At 63.8% G+C, this 19,210-nt stretch carries 20 protein-coding genes; 6 read left to right on the top strand and 14 right to left on the bottom strand.

The genetic code is table 11. From position 1 onward, the window contains the following. Positions 1-325 precede the first annotated feature (325 nt). Entirely contained in the window at positions 326-460 is a 135-nt protein-coding gene (locus tag AC1DFC_RS26960; RefSeq protein WP_272943553.1) for a hypothetical protein, read from the top strand. A 267-nt stretch (positions 461-727) separates the two neighbouring features. On the opposite strand, the gene aroQ is transcribed toward AC1DFC_RS26960, so the two are convergent. The 6 genes from aroQ to AC1DFC_RS26930 are packed head-to-tail and all read right to left on the bottom strand — an operon-like array spanning position 728 to position 5,054. Then, on the bottom strand, positions 728-1,174 hold the full coding sequence (gene aroQ, locus AC1DFC_RS26955) for a type II 3-dehydroquinate dehydratase (protein WP_007828976.1): 447 nt from the start codon (positions 1,172-1,174) through the stop codon (positions 728-730). A 22-nt stretch (positions 1,175-1,196) separates the two neighbouring features. Then, on the bottom strand, positions 1,197-2,018 hold the full coding sequence (gene aroE / locus AC1DFC_RS26950) for a shikimate dehydrogenase (RefSeq protein ID WP_478180353.1): 822 nt from the start codon (positions 2,016-2,018) through the stop codon (positions 1,197-1,199). Positions 2,019-2,031: 13 nt separating this feature from the next. Next, a complete protein-coding gene (locus tag AC1DFC_RS26945) occupies positions 2,032-3,261 on the bottom strand; it encodes a CaiB/BaiF CoA transferase family protein (RefSeq protein WP_478180352.1) in 1,230 nt (409 codons plus the stop codon). Further along, positions 3,258-3,710 carry a MaoC family dehydratase gene (locus AC1DFC_RS26940; protein WP_042672752.1) on the bottom strand — a complete coding sequence of 151 codons (453 nt, stop codon included), beginning with the start codon at positions 3,708-3,710 and terminating at the stop codon, positions 3,258-3,260. The genes AC1DFC_RS26945 and AC1DFC_RS26940 overlap by 4 nt, the downstream gene beginning before the upstream one ends. Positions 3,711-3,744: 34 nt before the next feature. Next, on the bottom strand, positions 3,745-4,128 hold the full coding sequence (locus AC1DFC_RS26935) for a VOC family protein (protein WP_007828955.1): 384 nt from the start codon (positions 4,126-4,128) through the stop codon (positions 3,745-3,747). Beyond that, positions 4,125-5,054, bottom strand: coding sequence for a ketopantoate reductase family protein (locus AC1DFC_RS26930; RefSeq protein ID WP_478180351.1), 930 nt, complete (start codon positions 5,052-5,054; stop codon positions 4,125-4,127). The genes AC1DFC_RS26935 and AC1DFC_RS26930 overlap by 4 nt, the downstream gene beginning before the upstream one ends. A gap of 89 nt (positions 5,055-5,143) precedes the next feature. Here AC1DFC_RS26930 and AC1DFC_RS26925 point away from each other — a divergent pair, with 89 nt between their 5' ends. The 3 genes from AC1DFC_RS26925 (at position 5,144) to AC1DFC_RS26915 (ending at position 8,851) form a co-directional block, all read left to right on the top strand. Further along, positions 5,144-6,088, top strand: coding sequence for a LysR family transcriptional regulator (locus tag AC1DFC_RS26925; RefSeq protein WP_007828953.1), 945 nt, complete (start codon positions 5,144-5,146; stop codon positions 6,086-6,088). A gap of 239 nt (positions 6,089-6,327) precedes the next feature. Further along, entirely contained in the window at positions 6,328-7,350 is a 1,023-nt protein-coding gene (locus tag AC1DFC_RS26920) for an alpha/beta fold hydrolase (RefSeq protein WP_478180350.1), read from the top strand. Positions 7,351-7,402: 52 nt separating this feature from the next. Next, entirely contained in the window at positions 7,403-8,851 is a 1,449-nt protein-coding gene (locus AC1DFC_RS26915; RefSeq protein WP_478180349.1) for an aldehyde dehydrogenase family protein, read from the top strand. Positions 8,852-9,152: 301 nt separating this feature from the next. On the opposite strand, the gene AC1DFC_RS26910 is transcribed toward AC1DFC_RS26915, so the two are convergent. Genes AC1DFC_RS26910 through AC1DFC_RS26895 form a run of 4 tightly spaced genes read right to left on the bottom strand, consistent with a single transcriptional unit; the run spans position 9,153 to position 14,261 of the window. Next, entirely contained in the window at positions 9,153-10,034 is an 882-nt protein-coding gene (locus tag AC1DFC_RS26910; RefSeq protein WP_007835746.1) for a LysR family transcriptional regulator, read from the bottom strand. Between the two features lie 18 nt (positions 10,035-10,052). Beyond that, positions 10,053-11,138: an ABC transporter ATP-binding protein gene (locus tag AC1DFC_RS26905; RefSeq protein WP_007835747.1), complete on the bottom strand. Its 1,086-nt coding sequence runs from the start codon at positions 11,136-11,138 to the stop codon at positions 10,053-10,055. 9 nt (positions 11,139-11,147) lie between these two features. After that, entirely contained in the window at positions 11,148-12,890 is a 1,743-nt protein-coding gene (locus AC1DFC_RS26900; RefSeq protein WP_007835748.1) for an ABC transporter permease, read from the bottom strand. 48 nt (positions 12,891-12,938) lie between these two features. After that, positions 12,939-14,261 (bottom strand): ABC transporter substrate-binding protein, encoded by a 1,323-nt coding sequence (locus AC1DFC_RS26895; RefSeq protein WP_413333492.1) that lies wholly within the window; start codon positions 14,259-14,261, stop codon positions 12,939-12,941. A gap of 264 nt (positions 14,262-14,525) precedes the next feature. Here AC1DFC_RS26895 and AC1DFC_RS26890 point away from each other — a divergent pair, with 264 nt between their 5' ends. Further along, on the top strand, positions 14,526-15,611 hold the full coding sequence (locus AC1DFC_RS26890) for an ABC transporter ATP-binding protein (protein WP_478180348.1): 1,086 nt from the start codon (positions 14,526-14,528) through the stop codon (positions 15,609-15,611). 253 nt (positions 15,612-15,864) lie between these two features. After that, complete coding sequence (locus tag AC1DFC_RS26885) at positions 15,865-16,620, top strand: phosphatase PAP2 family protein (RefSeq protein ID WP_413333490.1); 756 nt, start codon at positions 15,865-15,867, stop codon at positions 16,618-16,620. Positions 16,621-16,658: 38 nt separating this feature from the next. Here the strand turns inward: AC1DFC_RS26885 and AC1DFC_RS26880 are convergent, their stop codons facing one another. From AC1DFC_RS26880 to AC1DFC_RS26865, 4 genes are all read right to left on the bottom strand, one after another. Then, positions 16,659-16,934 carry a hypothetical protein gene (locus tag AC1DFC_RS26880; RefSeq protein ID WP_413333488.1) on the bottom strand — a complete coding sequence of 92 codons (276 nt, stop codon included), beginning with the start codon at positions 16,932-16,934 and terminating at the stop codon, positions 16,659-16,661. A gap of 73 nt (positions 16,935-17,007) precedes the next feature. Next, positions 17,008-17,883 carry an integrase core domain-containing protein gene (locus AC1DFC_RS26875; RefSeq protein ID WP_478180347.1) on the bottom strand — a complete coding sequence of 292 codons (876 nt, stop codon included), beginning with the start codon at positions 17,881-17,883 and terminating at the stop codon, positions 17,008-17,010. Between the two features lie 211 nt (positions 17,884-18,094). Continuing rightward, a complete protein-coding gene (locus tag AC1DFC_RS26870) occupies positions 18,095-18,568 on the bottom strand; it encodes a MarR family winged helix-turn-helix transcriptional regulator (protein WP_413333484.1) in 474 nt (157 codons plus the stop codon). A gap of 48 nt (positions 18,569-18,616) precedes the next feature. Next, positions 18,617-19,207 (bottom strand): TetR/AcrR family transcriptional regulator, encoded by a 591-nt coding sequence (locus AC1DFC_RS26865; protein WP_413333482.1) that lies wholly within the window; start codon positions 19,205-19,207, stop codon positions 18,617-18,619. Between the last annotated feature and the right edge of the window lie 3 nt (positions 19,208-19,210).

Below are 19,210 nucleotides of genomic sequence, written 5' to 3'. Positions count from 1 at the left end.
GATCGACAAAGGCGGTGTTCGATTTCAGCAATGACACAACGGTGCTCCGATTGCCCTTCGGTGAGTGACCGAAGAGCGGTCTGAGATGGCGGTCGGAGGCGACTTCGCAAGACGCCGGAGATCGCGGGAATGCACTGTGAAGGCAACTTCGATCCTGCTTGTATTTCGTTGTGTCGCATGTACTGCGCTTGTAGCACTCATGATCTGGCTGCCCTGGTCGGAGTCGAATATCTCAGCGACCTCCCGAGGCCGTGCAACGCAGCCGCCTGACGCTTTTCGCCAATCGCCGGGAGCAGTGCTGCCATTGCCGCGAGGCACCCGCGGTGTGCCAAGATCGAGGCGCTGGACCTGCAGGTGGCCGGGCGGCAAGCCCGAAGCGTTCCAGAAGGTGGTGGTACGGGCGGACGCCGCCATCTACGCGAAGATCATCAAGGACGCGAACATCCGCCTGGGGCCCTGAAGCCGCGCCACCGCTGCGCGCCAGTGCCGCGCACACGGCGCAGGAGCCTGGATCGACGGATTCCCGAGGGGCCTGGGGATGGGCCGCGCATCGGCGCGCATCCTTGTCGCTGGAGCGTACTCGCTGGGTAGTCTGCCTTCGTGCAGAACCGCTTTCGGCAAGGCCGTTCAGCTCCTGCACGCGCGGTACCGGGCACTCGCCGCAGGCGGCCGGAGGTCGGCTTCCGCTGCTGCAAAGCCGACCTCCGCTTCCCGCACAAGTTGAGGATCAGTTCTGCGCTGGCGTCGCAGCGGAAACGGCTGCGCGCAACCCCAACTCATAACTGTCTACGCCGAAACCGCAGATCTGTCCCCGCACGATCTCTGCGAAGACCGAGTGGTGGCGGAACTTCTCCCGCGCATGGATGTTCGACATGTGCACCTCCACCACGGGCACCGTCAGAATTGCCAGCGCATCGCGGATTCCGTAGCTGTAGTGCGTCCATGCACCGGCATTGATGAGCACTGCGTCCACGCCCTCCGAGAAGGCGCGATGGATGCGCTCGCACATCTCGCCCTCGCTGTTGGTCTGAAAGCTCTCGATCCCGGCACCCAGCTCCTTGCCCAGAGCTTGCAGCCGCTGGTCGATTTCCTCGAGGGTTGTCGTGCCGTACTGCTTCGGATCGCGCTTGCCGAACATGTTGTGGTTGATGCCGTGAAGCATGAGGATCTTCATGATGCGTCTCCGAAATGAGCTGTCAGACCAAGGGAATGGTCATGCGGTCGATCACGGCGCGGGTGTCGGGGCGCACGCCGCGCCACCATGCGAAGGCTTCCGCGGCTTGCTCGACCAGCATGCCGACACCATCGGCCAGCCTTGGCACGCCGGCGTTTTGCGCCAAACGCAGGAAGGGAGTGAGCCCTTTGCCGTAGGCCAGTTCATACGCCAGGCGCGCGCCCTGCAGGGCCTCGACCGGCAAGGGCGGCAACTCGCCCCTGAGACTGGCCGAGGTGCCGTTGATGACGATGTCGAATTTTTCGCCCGAAAGATCGCCGTAGGCGCATCCCTCGACCTTGCCGTGAGCCGCGAACTGCCTTGCAAGATCGTCCGCCTTGCCCTGCGTACGGTTTGCGAGCACCAGCACCGCAGGTCGCTGTTCGAGAAACGGAAGCAGTGCGCCACGGACCGCACCACCTGCGCCGAGCACCAACATGCGCGCCCCCTTGAGCGCGAAGCCAAGGTTGCGTTGGATGTCATTGGTGAGCCCCAGGCCATCGAAGTTGTCGGCCACGATGCGGTCACCCTCGAACTTGAGTGCATTGGTCGCGCCTGCAAGTTGCGCGCGTTCAAGCCTTTCCGTGGCCAAGGCAAAGGCCTGAAGCTTGAACGGCGCCGTCACGTTCATGCCGCGTCCGCCAGCGCTGCGAAATGCATGCAGATCGTCGGCGAAGTGATCGAGAGATCCTTCGATCGCGCTGTAGTCGATGTCCTGTCCGGTCGAGGCTGCAAAACTGCCGTGGATGTAGGGCGACTTCGTGTGCCCGATGGGGTTGCCGATGACGGCGTACTTGTCGGTCATCTCGAGAAGCTCCTTATGCGCTGTAAAGCACGCCGTCGGCCTGCATGTCTGCGATCTGTGCGGCGTCGAAACCCAGGCTGGCTGCGATTTCCGCGTTGTGCTCGCCCAACTCGGGCGCGACCTGCATGATCGAGGTATCGCCGCCCGACATGCGGAAAGGCAGGTTCGGCAGGCGGATCTTTCCGAGCACCGGGTGGTCCTGCTCGACCACCATTCCGCGCGCCTGGATCTGTGGGTCGGCCAGCACTTCGTCGATGCGCTGGACCTTCGCGGCCGGCACGTCGATGCCGTCCAGCATCTTCAGAAGTGCCGCCACCGGTCTTGCCGATACCCAGGGCTTCACCACTTCGAGGATGCCGGTGCGCTGTGCGTTGCGACCCGCCGAGGTATGCAACATCGTGTCGGTGCCGAAGCCTGCCGGGCCACCTGTCTGTTCCACCAACGCAGCGAACCTCTTCCAGGCGTCGTCGACTTGCGCCGCGATGACGACGTCGCCGTCCTGCGCGCGGAACACGCCGTAGAGCGTCGAGTTGGGCATGTCGTGCCCTGTCTGCACCGGTACTTCCTTGCCTCCCGACAGCGTGTAGCACTGCACCGCGTATTCGTGCATCGACACCAACGTGTCGTACAGCGCCATGTCGATGTGCTGCCCGCGCCCGGACTTCACCCGACCGAGGAGGGCCGCATTGATGGCCGCCACCGCATGGATGCCGGTGTACATGTCGCCTAGCGAGATCCGCAGCAGAGGCGGCGCTTCACCGGGATTGCCGACCATCTGCATGATCCCGCTCTTGGCTTCGGCGATGAGGCCGAAACCGGCGCGGTGCGAGTCGGGGCCGGTATGTCCGTAGGCCGAAATCGAGCAGTAGACGAGGCCGGGGTTGGTCTCGGCCAGTTCGGCATACCCCAGGCCGAGCTTGTCGAGTGCACCGGGCCGGTAGTTCTCGACGAACACGTCGGCACTGTCGACGAGCTTCTTCATCAGTGCGCGGCCGCGGGGATCCTTGGTGTTGACGCTCAACCCCTTCTTGCCCATGTTCTGCTGCAGGAAGTAGCCGCTGTGGTCACCGACGAACCAGGCATGCTGGCGGCCTGCGTCGCCCGACCCCGGGCGCTCGACCTTGATGACTTCCGCACCCAGTGCGGCGAGGCAGCGCCCCACATACGGACCGGCCAGGAAGTGGCTGTAGTCGATGACGCGCATGCCAGCCAGCGGCAGCCCTTGTTGCGACGACGCGCTCATGCCGGCCTCCTTGGCACCATCACGCGGTGCTCGCCCTTCTGCACGACCTCATCGCGCTGGTTGATCAGTTCGGACGGCAGCACGAGGATGCCCCAGCCCGGCTTGCTCTTCGATTCGCGCTTGGTGCCCACGTGGAACCTCACTCGCACCGTGTCGCCCAGCTTGATCGGGCCAACGAAGCTCCATTCCCAGCCCAGCGACATGCCGGGCATGAAGCGCATGTCGCTCCTGGTCTTCAACCCGTCGGCGATCGACAGGCCGAACAGGCCGTGTGCCACGCGGGTGCCAAACGGCGTCATGCGGGCATAAGCCTCGTCTGTGTGCACGGGGGTGTGGTCGCCGCTGAGGTCGGCGTAAGCCATCACGCGCGCCTCCGTCACTTCGTAGGGCGGGCTGACGCAGGTGGCGCCGACGACGGCGTCGTCCCAATACTTGTCTTCGATGGTCAGTGATGTCATGGGTGTCTCTCCTGGATTGAAAGGTTCAGGCGCGTGGATCGATGGCAAGCGCGCGGGCCACGGTGCCTGCGCTGGCCTGGATGAATTCGACGGCCAGGCCATCCGGCAGGCGCAGCCAGTTGCGGCCTTGCGGCATCTCGGTGACGCCGAAGGCTTGTGCAGCGGCGAGTGCGGCCTCGAGGTCTTCGCACATCACGCCGATGTGGCCGAGGCGGCCCTCGGGTCCGGCGTAGTCAGGCTTGGCCATGAACTGCATGCCGCCGAGCGTCCAGTATTGGATGGGCTCCTCGACGGTGCCTTGCACCTCGCGCATCGTCATGCCGCAGACATCGTGAAAGAACCGGATATGCCAATGGATGTCTGCCACCCAGATGGCGACATGTTCGACGTAAGCGCGCGGACGGGTCATTTCGCCTCCATACGGCGTTCGATGCCCTTGATGGCAGCGACCAGCGTCTGATTCACGGGGGTCGGCACGCCGTGTTTCAGGCCCGCGCGCACAACGGCGCCGTTGATGAAGTCGATCTCGGTGATGGAACCCTTCTCCAGGCTTTGCAGCATCGAGGTCTTGAACTCGTAAGGAAGCCCTTCGGCAGCCATCATCCAGGCGTCGCGCGGCGTGTCGATGGACAATTTCACTCCACCCGCTTCGGCAACAGCCATTGCCTCGCCCACTGCTGCAAGGGCTGCAGCTTCGATCTCCGGTACTGCGTAGAGGCTGCCGTACACCTGCCCCGTGATCGCACTCAATGCACCTGTGGAGACGTTGATGAGGAGCTTGTCCCAGATCACGCCCGTGATGTTGTCGCTGACCTCGCACGGCAGCGCAGCGCGTTCGAATTCGGCGGCAATGGCCGCAGCCCGTGCACTGATGCGGCCATCGAGTTCGCCGATCACCGTGCGCTTGTTGCGTGTGCCCGCGATGATGTGGCCCGGCCCGAGGAACACGCCGCCGACATAGGTCTTGCCGGCCAGCGCATGCTCCGCGCCGGCGACCTCCGCCAGGATGTCTTCATGCCCCATTCCGTTCTGCAGCGACATCACGGCGGTGTCCGGACCGACGACGGACAACGCGCCCTCGATGGCTGCACGCGTATGGAAGGACTTGACCAGCACGATCACCAGATCGGCCGGAGGCAAACCTTCGACGCTGGTGACGGCACGCACCTTCACCATGCGCTCGTTGTCGCCGTCCTTCATGCGCAGGCCATCGCGTCGGATGGCGTCGACGTGGGCCTGGAACGGATCGATGAGCGTCACATCGGAGCCACCCGCCGCGAGGGTGCCCCCGATGGCGCATCCGAGGGCGCCTGCGCCCAGAAAGTAGATCTTCATGCGTGTCTCCTGATGGAATGACACAACGATAGTTTTTTCAGTCCATGTCGCCAATGACATGGATGAAATGGTCTACATTCCGTTTTGAAATGGAAGCGGACGACTATCCGACGGATACGGGGACCGGCATGGTCAGCGTCAAGCTGCTGTGCCTGTTCGACCTCGTCTACAGCACACGCAGCGTGACGCGCGCGGGTGAGCAGATGGGGCAGAGCCAGCCGACCGTGAGCAATTGGCTCGGCCGCTTGAGAAAGCAACTCGGGGACGAACTTTTCGTGCGCACGGTCGACGGCATGCAGCCAACGCCGCGCGCGACGGAACTCATCGTTCCTGTACGCGAAGCCTTGGCGGCATTGCGTCGTGTCGCTGCGCCCGAGCCGGCCTTCGAGCCGGCCAGCGCCACGCGGCGCTTCCGCATCTGCATGACCGATGCGAGCCACATCACATTGCTGCCGCAACTGCTGGCGCATGTGCGCGCGGCTGCGCCGGGCATCGTCCTGGAGGCCGCACGCATCGACGAGCAGACCGGGCCGGCATTGCAATCGGGCCAAGCCGACCTGGCCATCGGCCTTGTGCCTTGGCTCGAGTCAGGTTTCTTCCAACAGGTGCTCTATCCGCAGGACTGGGTGTGCCTGGTCAACGCCAAGCATCCGCGTGTGAACGGCAAGCGCATGGGCTTGCGCGAATACCGGGCCGAAGCGCACGTCGGCATCTCCGGTGGAACTGGCGTTCAGTTGCTGGAAGCCGCGCTGCAGCGTCACCGCGTGGTGCGACGCATCCTGCTGGAACTCCCGGGATTTCTCGGTCTGGCCGCGATCGTGTCAACCACCGACTTGATCGCCACGGTGCCGCGGCAGATCGGCGAGACGCTGGCACGGACAACCGGCCTTTCGGTGTTCGATTGCCCCGTGCCCGTGCCGCCTTTCACAGTCAAGCAGCACTGGCACGCCCGATACAACCAGGATCCGGCAAACCGCTGGCTGCGAGGCCTGTGCGAGCACCTGTTCGCGCGAAATTTGCGAAAGGCTCAGTGAAGGCCGTGCGCGCCTGGTGGCAACGAGTACCCGCTTACTTTGCAAACGACTGGCCTGCGCGAATGCTCCGATTGAAATTTAGTGTTGACGAAGCCGGCCCAGATACAGAGGCATACGCAAACCGGGCTCCAGACGCTCCGCGCGCCGAACAATCTTCCCATCAGTCCGGAAGCGCATGCGGATCCGGCTGACCACCATTCCGGTGCTCATCAATCACTTCGGATTCAAGGAAATTTCAAATGACCGATTCCTCTCAGTTGCCCCGTCGCTCTTTCCTGGCCAAGGCGGCGCTCGGCGTGGCTGCCGTCCAGCTGACTTCGATCGTGCCCGCCTTCGCCCAATCTGCCGGCACAGGCGCCGTCAGACGCCTCGAGCCGCTCAAGAGCATCGACGCCGGCAGCCTCAGCATCGGATATTTCGAAGCAGGTCCGGCCAACGGCGCGCCTGTGATTCTTCTGCACGGCTGGCCCTACGACATCCACATGTTCGTCGACGTCGCACCACAACTGGCCGCCGCGGGCTTCCGCGTGATCGTGCCGTACCTGCGCGGCTATGGCACCACCCGGTTCCTGTCGGCCGACACCCCGCGCAACGGCCAGCAGTCGGTGGTCGCCGTCGACATCATCGCGCTGATGGATGCGCTGAAAATTCAGTCAGCCACCATTGCCGGCTGCGACTGGGGCGCGCGCACGGCGTGCATCATGGCCGCGCTGTGGCCGGAGCGCGTGAAGGCGCTGGTGTCGGTCAGCGGCTACCTGATCGGCAGCCAGGAGGCCGGCAAGATCCCGCTGCCGCCGCAGGCCGAGTTGCAATGGTGGTACCAGTACTACTTCGCGACCGAGCGCGGCCGCGCGGGCTACGAGAAGAACCGCCACGACTTCGCCAAGCTCATCTGGCAGATCGCATCGCCGAAGTGGAACTTCGATGCGGCCACCTTCGATCGCAGCGCCGTCGCGTTCGAGAACCCCGACCACGTGGCCATCACCGTGCACAACTACCGCTGGCGCCTGGGCCTGGCCGACGGCGAAGCGAAGTACCAGGCACTGGAAGACCGACTCGCCAAGGCGCCCGTGATCGGCGTGCCGACCATCACGCTGGAGGGGGACGCCAACGGTGCGCCGCACCCCGAGCCCAGCGCCTATGCGAAGAAATTCTCGGGGCGCTACGAGCATCGGCTGGTGAGCGGCGGCATCGGCCATAACCTGCCGCAGGAAGCACCCGAGGCCTTCGCAAAGGCCGTGATCGACGTCGCGCGCGGGTGAGTCGCGTCCGCCGTCGTCGAGCAATCACCTCCAGGGCACAGGAATACAAGCCATGTGGAACATCTATCAGGCATACATCGATGGGACCTTCGTGCCCGTACAGGGCAGCGAGCGGCTGGAGATCGTCAACCCCGCAACCGAGCAGGTCATCGGCACAGTGACCTTGGCGAACCGCGACGATGCGAAGCGAGCGATCGATGCGGCCAATCGGGCACAGCCGGGGCTGGCCGGCAGCACCAAGGCACAGCGCATCGAGATGCTCAAGCGCCTCGAGGCGGCCGTGCTGGCGCGCACCGACCAGATCTGCGAGGCCACGATCGAGGAGTACGGCGGCCCTTTGGCCCGCTCGCAATGGGTCAGCAACTACGCCTCGCAATGCTTCGCGAGCACGGCACGGATGCTGCAAGACTACGTCTTCGAACGCCGCTTGGGCGACGCCACTGTGGTGATGGAGCCCGTCGGCGTGGCCGGCCTCATCGCCCCCTGGAACAGCACGACCGGAAGCATTTGCAGCAAGTTGGCATCGGCCATCGCCGCGGGCTGTGCCTCGGTCGTCAAGCCGAGCGAGTTGGGCCCGCTGCAGGCGCAGGTCGTGACCGAGGCATTGCATGACGCGGGCCTGCCGGCCGGCGTCGTCAATGTACTGCTCGGGCGCGGCGGCGATGTCGGCGACGAGATCTCCACCAACCCGGGAATCGCAAAGATCTCGTTCACCGGTTCCACGCAGACCGGCAAGCTCATTGCGCGCGCAGGCCTGGATACCATGAAGCGCGTGAGCCTGGCGCTTTCGGGCAAGTCGGCCACCGTGATACTGGACGACGCCGACCTGGTCGCCGTGTTGCCCATGGCGCTGAACGCGGCCTTCATGAACAACGGCCAGGCCTGCGTGGCCGGCACGCGACTGCTGATCCCGAACGTGCACATGACGCAGGCGATCGAACGCCTGCAGGCCACGGTGACCGCCATGCGCGTGGGCGATCCGCGCGACGCCGCCACCGCCGTCGGGCCGCTCGCGAGCAAAGCGCAGTTCGAGCGCGTGCAGCATTTCATCCGCCGCGGTCTGGCGCAGGGCGCGACGCTCGTGGCCGGCGGCGAAGGCCGCCCGGACGGTCTTGACAAGGGCTGGTTCGTGCGGCCCACCGTATTCGCCGACGTGCGCAACGACATGGACATCGCACGCGAGGAAATCTTCGGGCCGGTGCTCTCGGTGATCGGCTATGACGACGAGGATGAAGCCGTTGCCATCGCGAACGACTCCGTGTACGGCTTGCAGGCCTACGTCTTCTCGTCGCAGCCGATGCGCGCCCTCGGTGTGGCCTCGCGGCTGCGCGCCGGCACAGTGCTGGTCAATCGCATCACGCCCGAGTTGATCGCGCCATTCGGCGGCGTCAAACAGTCGGGCATCGGCAGAGAGTTTGGCATCTTCGGCATGGAAGCATTCCTGGAGCCCAAGACCATTGCCATCCCGAACGGCCTTGTGCTGCCCCGTCAGGCAGCTTGAGCACGATCGCTCGCCGGTTGGGTTCACGGCCCCGCGCCGGGGGCACGCTCTACGCCGCCGAGTCTCTCAGCAACCGTAGGGCTGCTTGCAGATCTGCAGTCTCGAAGCCTTCGGTGTAGCGAGCGAGGACGCCCGCGAGCCCAGACCGTTCGTTTATCTCAGGTCCAGACTCGCGATAGCTAGAGCCACCCGAACACCCGGCATGAAGAGCCGTGCGATCGCGGCGTCGATGATTCCGACAACGAGCATCCAGAGGTAGTGGCGCATACTTCTTCCCGTGCATATTGGTGGGCCGCCGTCTTCATTGAGCCCAGACTGCCTGGATCACCGAAGACATCGCCACGATCAGCGGATCGCTCGCACGCTCAGCCGAAGTGACAAAGAACAACTGCGCATCGATCCTGGCCGCGCTCCAGACCATCCAGTCTTCCCGCTCGGCTCCCAGCACGGCAACCTCCTCCCGCAAGAGCGCGCAGCCGCTGCCTGAGCGAACAAAATCATCCAGTCCGCTGGTGTCCTCGCTTCGCAGGACCACATTGGGATCGAGCCCCTGCTGCTCGAACAAGGAGCGCAGCATCTGATGGACATGTGATTCGATCGCGCCGTCGATCCATGGAAGGCTCGCCAGAAAGCGCCAGCCCCAGCTGTGCATCTCGGGCTTCAGCCGATTGGGAATCGCCACGCGATAGCTGAGCGATCGCAGAGGATGCCACTGCACGTCGCGTGGCGGATTCGGTGCCACGATGAGTGCGCAGGACAATCCACCGCCCCGCACCTGATCCAGAAGGTGCAGCAAAGGCAGGCTGCGCGTACGAAGCTCTACCAGAGGCAGCCCCTGCTGCATGCCTCCCAGCAACGCGCCGAGCCGAAGAAACTCGGGCGTCTCGCCCGGCACCCCCAACTCGATGCTCCCTGAGAGTTCACCCTTCAGGCGCTGCGCCGTTGCTTGCATCTCGGCCGAGGACTGCAGCAGGGCCTCCGCACAGGGAAGCAGGCGCTCCCCCGCCCGGGTCAGGCTCAGCCGGCCGCCGGCGCGAACGAACAGGGCGATGCCGAGGTCCTGTTCCAGCCCTTTGATCTGCGCCGTCACGGCCGGCTGGGTGACGTGGAGTGCATCAGCCGCCTTGGTCACGTTGCCCAGCCGGGCCACAGAGACGAATGCACGGATCTGGTAGAGCTCCATGGTTCACGAACAAGCGCGTCAGGCTGCGAAAAGACGCACTTGGGAGGGCTCTAACCCGAGACTCACCGCGCATCCGGCGGGGAACTTGGAAAGACCCGCGTAGTGCGGTTGATCCACTTCGACGGCCTGGTTTCCGACCCGCACGCGATAGCGGGAAAACTCCCCGAGGAACTCGCTCGCTTCCACCGTTCCCGGCATCCATACGAAGCGCGCATCGCGCGCCGCGTCGACGACATCCACTCGCAGCGAATGCGGCCTGAACGTTGCCAGTACGCGGTCAGAGGCCGGAGCGTCCGACGGGAGCTGGAACGGCAGACCTCCCACGCCGTCGATGTCGAGCGTCACGGTGTTGCCCTGGCGGCTGCTGACGCGGCCGGCGAGGCAGTTCATCGTCCCCACGAAATTCGCCACGAACGGGTTGACGGGATAGTCGTAGAGCATCGCGGGACTGCCTACTTGCTGCAGCACGCCGCGATCCAGGATTGCCATGCGGTCTGCCGTCGTCATGGCCTCTTCCTGGTCATGAGTGACGAAAATGGTGGTAATGCCGAGCCGCCTCTGCAACGCCAGGAGCTCCTGGCGCATCTGTACGCGCAGCGACTTGTCCAGATTGGAGAGCGGCTCGTCCAGCAAGAGCACCTGTGGCTCGATGACGATGGTGCGCGCCAGCGCAACACGCTGCTGCTGGCCGCCGGAGAGCTGGCTCGGCTTGCGCTTGGCATAGCGCAGCAGGTCCACGGTCTCGAGCGCGGCCGCCACCTTGCGCTTGATTTCCGACCGTCCGACCCGGCGTTCCACCAGTCCGAATGCAACGTTGTCCCACACGTTCAGATGGGGCCACAGCGCATAGCTCTGGAACACCATGCCGATGTTGCGTTTCCATGGGGGCATGCCGCTGACGTCCTTGCCATCCACGAGAAGCTCGCCGTGCTGATGCTGGTTGAAGCCGGCGATGAGCCGCAGCAAAGTGGATTTTCCGGACCCCGAAGGTCCCAACAGCGCAAAGAACTCGCCAGGCTCGATGAGCAGGTTGACGTCCCGCAGGACTTCCGTCGCTCCGTACGCGAGCCGGAGATTGCGGCACTCGACACTTACTTTTTTCATGATGTCTCCTCAGATCTTCGCGGGAACCGCCCCGAACGGCAGCGGTGCTTCCTCTTCCACAGGTCGCGCGACGAACCGGCTGCTGGTTCGCTCGACGACAACGTGCGATATGTAGGTACCCAGCGCAACAACGACGATGGCCAGCACGCCCAGGGCCGCACCGGGGCCGCGGCCCGCGACACTCTGCATGTACAGGTAGATGCCATAGCTCATCGGCGCCTGCGACTGGCTGGTGGTCAGCATGATGGTGGCAGACAGCTCGACGGCAGCCGTGATGAAACTGGTGACGAAGCCCGCCAGAATCCCTCCCGCCATCAACGGCACCACGACGCGCCGGATGGTTCGTGCCTTGGTCGCCCCCACGCTTTCGGCAGCCTCCTCGAGCGAGACGTGAATCTGCTGCAATGCCGCCACGCACGACCGCAGCGCATACGGCAGGCGTCGCACGGCGTAAGCCAGCATGATCATGACCCAGGTGCTGGTGAGAAGCACCTCCGTACCAGGGACCAACACACCCTTGAAAAAGCGTAGATAGCCGATGGCAAGGACCAGGCCGGGGACAGCCAGCGACGCCGTTGCTATCACGTCCAGCCAATGGCGTACCGGCAGCCGCGTGCGCAGCAGCAGGTAGGCGATGGTCGTGCCGAGCACCACGTCGAGGCCGGCGGCGAGCCCGCAGTACAGCATTGTGTTGCCAATCATGCTGCCGGCATCCTGGAATACCGTCGCGTAGTGCGCGAGGGTGTAGGCGTCCGGCAAGGGAGAGAAGCTCCACACGTTCCCGAACGATAGCAGCAGCACGCCGATGTGGGGCGACAGAACCAGCAGCATGACCAGCCCGATCCACCCATAGGCCAGAAGCGATCCGGCGGGCGACAGCACGCGCCGCTGAATGGCCCCGCCACCCTTCTGGATCGTCGAGAAGTCCTTGCCCTTGAGCATCCGTGCAGACAGCGACATGGCGGCGATGGAAAACGCGATCATGATCACGCTGGTCACGTAGCCTAGCGGATCTTCCAGCCCCACCTGGGTGATGCGCAGGTAGGCCTGCGGGGCGAGCATGTTGGTCGTGCCCAGCACCAACGGTGTGCCCAGGTCGTCGAAGACCTTGACGAACACCAGCGACGCCCCCGCCACGAACCCCGGCAGCGCCAGCGGGAAAATAACGCGCCAGAAGAGACGCCAGCCGCGGCAGCCGAGGTTCATTGCAGCCTCCTCCATCGCCCCGTCTATGTTGCGCAGCGCGAGCGTGAGGTTCATCAGCACGAAGGGAAAGTAGTGGATGGACTCGACGAAGATCACGCCGCTCAGCCCATCCATCAGAGGAATCGAGAACCCGAGGTACTCGTTGAGCAGCAGGTTGATGCTGCCCGAGCGCCCGAAGATCAGTTGCAGCGCCACCGCACCGACGAAGGGCGGCATGATCAGCGGGAGGACGCCGAGCGTCTGGATCAGGGCGGCGCCGCGGAACTGGAAGCGAACCGTGAAATAGGCCAGCGGCACCGCGATCAGCGAAGCGAACACGGTCGACATCACGGCCACATAGAGGCTGTTGAAGAACGCCTCCTGCATCAGCGGCTGGGAAAAGAATGCGACGAAGTGCCCGATCGTCGGACTCCCGTCTGCATTCACGAACGCGGTGTAGAAAACCCACGCCACGGGCATGACGAGGAACAGCAACAGGAAGACGGCAACCAGACCTGCAGCGCACCACGCGCCTGACCGCACATCCGATGGAAAAAGACCGAGCATGAAGATCTCCATGGCAGCCCGGCATTGCCGCGCTGCACGACATTGTGGTTACTTGAGGAGGGCCTCGGCCTGCTCGGCCAGGCTCCGCGCCTGGTTGTAGTTTTCCAGCGCCTTGCCGCTCCAGTCGCCCTCGAGGCCGGTGATCCGCTTGTTCGCCTCGGCATCCTTCTTGTTGGCCGCAAACATCGTCAAGAAGGCCTTGTCGGCAACCATCGACGCACTCACCAACGGCGTGAACGCGAGGCTGCGAGCCCTCTTGATCAGCGCGGCCGCCTCCGCATGAGGTTTGCGGGCCAGCGCCGCCTCGGCCCCATGAATGGCCTTGGTCGCGGCCTTCAGCTCCTTGTGCCGAAAGGTGATGGTCTGGTCGAAGAGAGACGAGACGACGTTGTAGCGCGTGGCGGAGAGATCCGCGTCGAATTTGACCTTGGTGCGCCTGGCGACCTCATAGGCGTTCGGGAAGCCGGCTGGCATTTTCAGTTGCTCGGGTGGCAACACCGGAAGACGGGAGATTTGCGGAGCAACGAGCAGTTGTTGCCCTTCCTTCGACAGCGAGAACGCAATGAACTTCCTGGCTTCCTCGGCGTTTTTGGCACCGGCGATCAATGCAATGTTGGCTGGCACCATGGCCGTGACGCTCGGGTAGGCGAACTCCACCGGAAAGCCCGAGTACTTGCCTGCGAGGCCGAAGAAATCGATCACCATGCCGATGCCGAACTGCCCGTTGTTGACACCGTCGGGAACGCCGAAACTGCGCTCCGTGATGGCCGCGCTGTTGCCCGTGATCTGAAGCAGTTCCGACCATCCCTTGTCCCACCCCTCTCCCTGAAGAATTGTCTCCACGGTCAGGTGAGTCGTGCCGGAACGCGAGGGCGAGCTCAGCGCCACGTGGCTGAAATAGATTGGTTTGGTGAGGTCACTCCATTCCGCGGGCGCAGGAAGCTTGTTGGCCGACAGGTACCGCGTGTTCCACATCAGTCCGTACCCGCCGAGCGCCTGGCCGAGGTACATCCCCGAGGCCTCGTTGAGGGGGTAGCTGCCCACGGTCTTGGGGACGGACGGATTCGCCAGCGCCGCAATGGGCTCCAGCAGTTTCCCGTTGACCAGGACCTCGAAGGCATCGGGTGCCGAAGCCCAGAAGACGTCGGGGCGTTGTCCTGCCGGCATTTCGCGGACATAGGCGACGCCTGCGGTGGTGCTCTTGTTCAGGATTTCAAGCTTGATCGAGGGGTTGGCTTTCTCGAACGCCGTCTTGTACGCTTGTGTCAGCTCCTTGGGAAACGATGTCACGACCGACACGGTGCCGGCGTGCAGCGCTGCGCAACCAGCGAGGGCGGCCAGCGTCAGCAAGGGCCGAAAGTCAATGCGCATGGAAGTCTCCGTTGTCTTGGTGATAGTGGGCCCGAGCTTATGGCCGAGGCGGAACGCATTCCAATCACAGTTTTTGATTCGAGGCATTGCCGGGAGCCTCACTCGGGTTTGCCCGTGCAAGTGGCTGCGACAGGTCGCCACCATCTGGCCCCTTGCCGTCATTGCCTTGCATACTCCCCTCTTTCCCGCTTCACCATCGGCCCTCGAAACCGCACCGCCCTTCACTCGCCGTCGGACCACTCTTTCATGCCAAATGACATCTTCATGAAGAAGGTACGCGTGGAATGTCGTCACATTCACTTCTCTCACGGCCCGGCAAAGGCATTGAACGACGTCAGCCTCGACATCGCACCGGGTGAATTCTTTGCCTTGCTGGGGCCGTCGGGCTCGGGAAAATCGACGTTGATGCGGGTCATCGCCGGGCTCGAGGCGCCTGACCTGGGCCGCGTGCTTCTGGACGGCCGCGACGTGTCCGAGGAGCCCGCCTGGGCCCGGCAGGTCGCCATGGTGTTCCAGAATCACGCCCTCTGGCCTCATATGTCCGTGGCAGAGAACATCGCCTTCGGCCTGATTGAACGCCGGGTCGAACCGCCCATCGTTCGCATCGCGGTCTCCCGGTGGCTGAGTGCCATCGGCCTGCAAGGCCAAGGAGATCGTGAACCGAACCAGCTTTCGGGGGGGCAGCAGCAACGTGTCGCATGGGCACGGGCCCTTGCCGCCGAGCCCCGACTGCTGTTGTTGGACGAACCGTTCTCCAACGTGGACAAGACGCTGAGACTGGGACTGCGGCAACAGCTGCGCACATTGCAGCAACACCTTGGCATCACGACCGTGCTCGTCACGCACGATCAGGAAGAGGCACTCGGCTCGGCAGATCGAATTGCCGTGCTGGACAACGGCGCCGTCCAGCAGGTCGGCAGCCCCACCAGCCTGTACGACTACCCGGCCAACACGACCGTTGCCCGTGCCGTTGGTCAATGGAACCTGCTCATCGGCTCGGTGCGCTCGCGGCAAGGTGGCGTGCTGCTGCTCGACGTTGAAGGTGTCGGCGAACTGCGCGTGCCGCTGCGATCGGACACACCCGCCACCTCGCGGCTCTCCATCGGCTTCCGCCCGCATGCCGTGAAAGTCGGCCATCAGGACGACGTGCACGACGCCCGCTACACATGGCTCGCAGGCACGGTGGAGAACGTCGAATTCCTGGGCAGGGCCATCCGCTACCGGGTGCGAATAGGCGATCACGCCGTGCTGGTGGACGAGCCGCATCATCGCGGCGCATCGCGCCAGGCTGTCGGTACCGACATCACGCTCGGAATCGAATTGGCTCGGTGCCGGCAATTCGCGGCCTAGCTTTTCGTCTCGGATTCGCGCCCCCAATGCGTCTTTGATCTCGACCCGAGCGCACCGAGCGCGATGGCCTTATGGCCGTCATCAGAAGACGTGATTGGAAGGATGCCACCTGCTCTGCTATTTTTGCGTCGCCTGCCGCCCCAACCACGGTTGACGAGGGCTATCACACCGGGCGCGCACCGTGAACCCGGTCGTCCTGCCCATGCCGGACGCCCGATCCGCGGTCGCTCCGCACAACGAACGGAGATACTCAATGCGCATCATCACCCGCCAGCTTTGCTGGCTATCCCTTGTCGCCTTCTTGTTCACCGGCTGCACGACGCAAGTGCCGCCGCCGGCCGGCGTGCCGCGGGTCTACGAGAAGACCATCGCCTCGCCGGTCAAGGACGAAACCTACCTCGATCCAGCGCAGATAGACACCACGCGCTTCCTGGCACCACCTCCCGATGAAACGTTCACTCGACGCGAAATTGAGCAGATGCTCGTGCTGCAGCAGCTGCGCACGCCGGCGCAGGCGGAACGATCCATCGCCGACCTAGAACAAAGTATTTTTCGTTTTTCCGACGTGATGGGCGAGCGGTTCAGGAAGGAAGACCTGCCGCGGACCGCCCAGCTGTTCGAGACGCTGTACAGAACCGAAAGCAGTCTCAACAAGCAGGGAAAGGAAAAATGGCAGCGCACGCGGCCTCCGCTGTTCGATCAGCGCATTCAACCGGTGGCACGGTATTCTTCCAGCGGCTCCTACCCGAGTGGTCACTCGACCTTTGCCTACCTCGCCGGGATCGTGCTGGCCGACATGGTTCCGGAAAAGCGTACACGAATCTTTGAGCGTGCCAGCGAGTTCGGCGAAAACCGCGTCCTCGGTGGCGTTCACTACCCTAGCGATACCGAAGCGGGTCGTCGCCTGGCGACGATGATCGCCGTCCTGATTCAGCAGAATCCCGCGTATCAACGCGATTTCGCCGCCGCCCGAAAGGAACTGCGCGCGTTGCTCGACCTGGACAGATGATCGTTGAGCGCGGCCAGGCAGGTTCCGGGGTCGACGCGTCATCTATCGCCATCCGGCAGGAACGTGAAGTACTCGCGCATCGGCCTTCGCTCTGGCAAAACGTAAATCACACCATGCGCATTGCCAAACAGCGGCTTCACATGCGTGTCGTAGAAAAGCGCTGAAACATTGATGCATCCATAGGAGATACGGTGATCTTCTGCGTTCGTCGATGCAAGTCGCTCCAATCGCCGCTCGGCCTTGTTGCTTGTCCGCACTCGATGCATGGACACTGCTGCGTCGTAGTCGACCCAAACGACGTCTTCGCCCTGCAAGTTGACCCCGGGTTCCGAGACGAAACGCCCGGCCGGCGTGGTGACCTGCTCGGTTTAGTCGAGACAGTTATTCCTAGAAGACGGCGGGTTGCAGGTCTTGGCGCAGTTCCTGTTTGAACTGCGCCGGGGTCAAGTACTGCAGGCTGCTGTGGGGACGTACCTCGTTGTAGTGATTGCGCCAGGCTTCGATCAGAACGGCGGCTTCGCGGCGCGAGCGGAACCACTCGATGGACAGGCACTCGTCGCGGAACTTGCCGTTGCAGCTCTCGTCGGTGCCGTTCTGCCAAGGCTTACCGGGATCGTTGAGCACGGTGGCGATCCCAGAGCCTGAGATCCACTCCAGGATGGCCTGGCTGACGAACTCCGGCCCGTTGTCCGAACGCATGAATAGCGGCGCACCGTGCAAGCTGACCAGGCGCGAGAGCACCTCGATCACCCGTTTGGACCGGATGGCTCCGGCCACATCGATGGCCAGGCACTCGCGGGTGTATTCGCCTTGAACGGCGTGTGAACGCGCGGGCGCACCGAGGCGATGCGCTTGCGCGGCCGTGCGCTGCCCCCGACTTTCGTAGCGCACGACCGCTTCGACAGGCTCCAGGTCGCTCAACTTGGACATGCCCGCTCGCGCCAGAACGCGACTGACCGTGGATTCCGAGACGCCCACGCTGCGCGCAATGCGAGCCTGCAGCATTCGACGTTTGCGCAGCTCGACGATGAGCAAGGCCTTTCCTGCATCGATGGCCCTGGGAGAGCGCGTGGGCCTGGAGGACGCATCGGCCAAGGCGGCTTCGCCGCCGGCCAGATAGCGACCGAGCCACTTCCTGGCCGTGGGCGCGGTGACGCCGTGTGCGGCTGCGGCTCGCACGGCATCCAAGCCCTCCACTGTCATCTGTTTGACCATCTCGATTCGGCGGGCAAAGGTAAGTCGGGCATGCTTATGGGTGTTCATCCGGTTGGGCGTCCTGAGTGGATTGGGTGTTTGGCGACTTCCAGTCTCTCAAACCCAATCCGGATGAACACCGGATACAACCTATTGAAGCTTCACAGCTAGTCGGCCGCTTTCAAATAGTGGCCGAAGCCTTCTTTAGTGCCCGGATCGAGCACACCCTCAACATCCACTTCCCCCGACGTCGCAAATCCGGGACATGGCTTGATGTCATTCATTCCGCTGCTGAAATGCGCATCAAGCACTCCCCGATGAGCGCATGCAGTGCGCTGGCATTTCGGCTCCCAATCAACTGATGGACTTTGGCTTGGGCCATGCTCCAGTGAGGCATGCCCTCGGCACATTTATCGCGGCCCGCAGCGGTGATACGCAAGCTCCGAGTGCGCCCGTCAGTCCCCGGCCCAAGATCCACCCAATCTGTCGAAATAAGGGGCTTGAGAGTGCGTGTCAGCGTTGATGGAGAGAGCGACATCGTCTCGGCCAGATCGCAGGGGCGCACCGGCCCGTGTGCCAGGACTTCCATCAACAACCGGTACTGCGTGATTCTGAGACCGACTTTGCTGAGTTCCGCATCATAGTGCTGCCTGATCACGCGGGCGAGCTGATGCGCCTTGGTGTCGGTACAGGCTGACCGCTGAAGGCCCGCGGCAGCGATCACGTGCGTCTGCGGCGCAGGGAGCGTTTGCATTGGCGCACGCGCGGGAGTGGCGCGCCTGGACAACATCGGCTTCGGCTGTCAGGACACTTTGGACGGCTTTGTGGAAGCCTCATCCAGCGCATGCGTCTGGTCGATGAAACGGCGGCTCGAGGCCAGGATTTCCTTGCGCGTGCGCTCGGATTCCACCGCGCGGGACAGAACCAGCGCCCCCACGCACTGGGCAATCAGCGCCCATGCCGCATCGGGGTCGCCGATGCGCGAGCTCCAGCTCTTCTGCAGGCGCTTCAGGCCCTCTTCGACCGCCCCGCGCACCTCGGGCCCGGCCCTGGCGATCTCGGGCCCCAGTGCCGGCAGCACGCAGCCGGTTTCGGGATGCAGCGCGTGGTACGAACTCAGGTAGCTGCGCAACCGCTTGGCGACGTGGTCGGGCGGCGAGTCGCGGTCTCCGGCCAGCATGTCGGTGCTGTTGGAAATTTCATGTTCGAGCAGTTCGGCGAACAGCGCCTCCTTGGACGGGAAGTGTCCATAGAAAGCGCCCCCGGTCAGGCCGATGCTCGCCATCAATTCATCGACGCCGGTGGTACCGAAGCCGCCCTTCTTGGCGATGGCACGGGCATTCGCGAGCAGTTTCTTGCGGGTTTCCTCTTTGTGGGTGGACGGATAGCGCATGAG

The sequence above is a fragment of the Variovorax sp. 10L421 genome (assembly GCF_056395365.1).
This window is presented reverse-complemented; position numbering and strand designations above follow the sequence as displayed.

What these genes read in the sequence shown, in the direction of transcription:
- AC1DFC_RS26865 (WP_413333482.1), bottom strand. Translation starts at nt 19,207, where the DNA reads ATGCGCTATCCGTCCACCCACAAAGAGGAAACCCGCAAGAAACTGCTC.
- AC1DFC_RS26905 (WP_007835747.1), bottom strand. Translation starts at nt 11,138, where the DNA reads ATGAAAAAAGTAAGTGTCGAGTGCCGCAATCTCCGGCTCGCGTACGGA.
- AC1DFC_RS26885 (WP_413333490.1), top strand. Translation starts at nt 15,865, where the DNA reads ATGCGCATCATCACCCGCCAGCTTTGCTGGCTATCCCTTGTCGCCTTC.
- AC1DFC_RS26900 (WP_007835748.1), bottom strand. Translation starts at nt 12,890, where the DNA reads ATGCTCGGTCTTTTTCCATCGGATGTGCGGTCAGGCGCGTGGTGCGCT.
- AC1DFC_RS26895 (WP_413333492.1), bottom strand. Translation starts at nt 14,261, where the DNA reads ATGCGCATTGACTTTCGGCCCTTGCTGACGCTGGCCGCCCTCGCTGGT.
- AC1DFC_RS26890 (WP_478180348.1), top strand. Translation starts at nt 14,526, where the DNA reads ATGAAGAAGGTACGCGTGGAATGTCGTCACATTCACTTCTCTCACGGC.
- AC1DFC_RS26875 (WP_478180347.1), bottom strand. Translation starts at nt 17,883, where the DNA reads ATGAACACCCATAAGCATGCCCGACTTACCTTTGCCCGCCGAATCGAG.
- AC1DFC_RS26910 (WP_007835746.1), bottom strand. Translation starts at nt 10,034, where the DNA reads ATGGAGCTCTACCAGATCCGTGCATTCGTCTCTGTGGCCCGGCTGGGC.
- AC1DFC_RS26870 (WP_413333484.1), bottom strand. Translation starts at nt 18,568, where the DNA reads ATGCAAACGCTCCCTGCGCCGCAGACGCACGTGATCGCTGCCGCGGGC.
- AC1DFC_RS26945 (WP_478180352.1), bottom strand. Translation starts at nt 3,261, where the DNA reads ATGAGCGCGTCGTCGCAACAAGGGCTGCCGCTGGCTGGCATGCGCGTC.
- AC1DFC_RS26930 (WP_478180351.1), bottom strand. Translation starts at nt 5,054, where the DNA reads ATGAAGATCTACTTTCTGGGCGCAGGCGCCCTCGGATGCGCCATCGGG.
- AC1DFC_RS26920 (WP_478180350.1), top strand. Translation starts at nt 6,328, where the DNA reads ATGACCGATTCCTCTCAGTTGCCCCGTCGCTCTTTCCTGGCCAAGGCG.
- AC1DFC_RS26935 (WP_007828955.1), bottom strand. Translation starts at nt 4,128, where the DNA reads ATGACCCGTCCGCGCGCTTACGTCGAACATGTCGCCATCTGGGTGGCA.
- AC1DFC_RS26915 (WP_478180349.1), top strand. Translation starts at nt 7,403, where the DNA reads ATGTGGAACATCTATCAGGCATACATCGATGGGACCTTCGTGCCCGTA.
- AC1DFC_RS26925 (WP_007828953.1), top strand. Translation starts at nt 5,144, where the DNA reads ATGGAAGCGGACGACTATCCGACGGATACGGGGACCGGCATGGTCAGC.
- aroQ (WP_007828976.1), bottom strand. Translation starts at nt 1,174, where the DNA reads ATGAAGATCCTCATGCTTCACGGCATCAACCACAACATGTTCGGCAAG.
- aroE (WP_478180353.1), bottom strand. Translation starts at nt 2,018, where the DNA reads ATGACCGACAAGTACGCCGTCATCGGCAACCCCATCGGGCACACGAAG.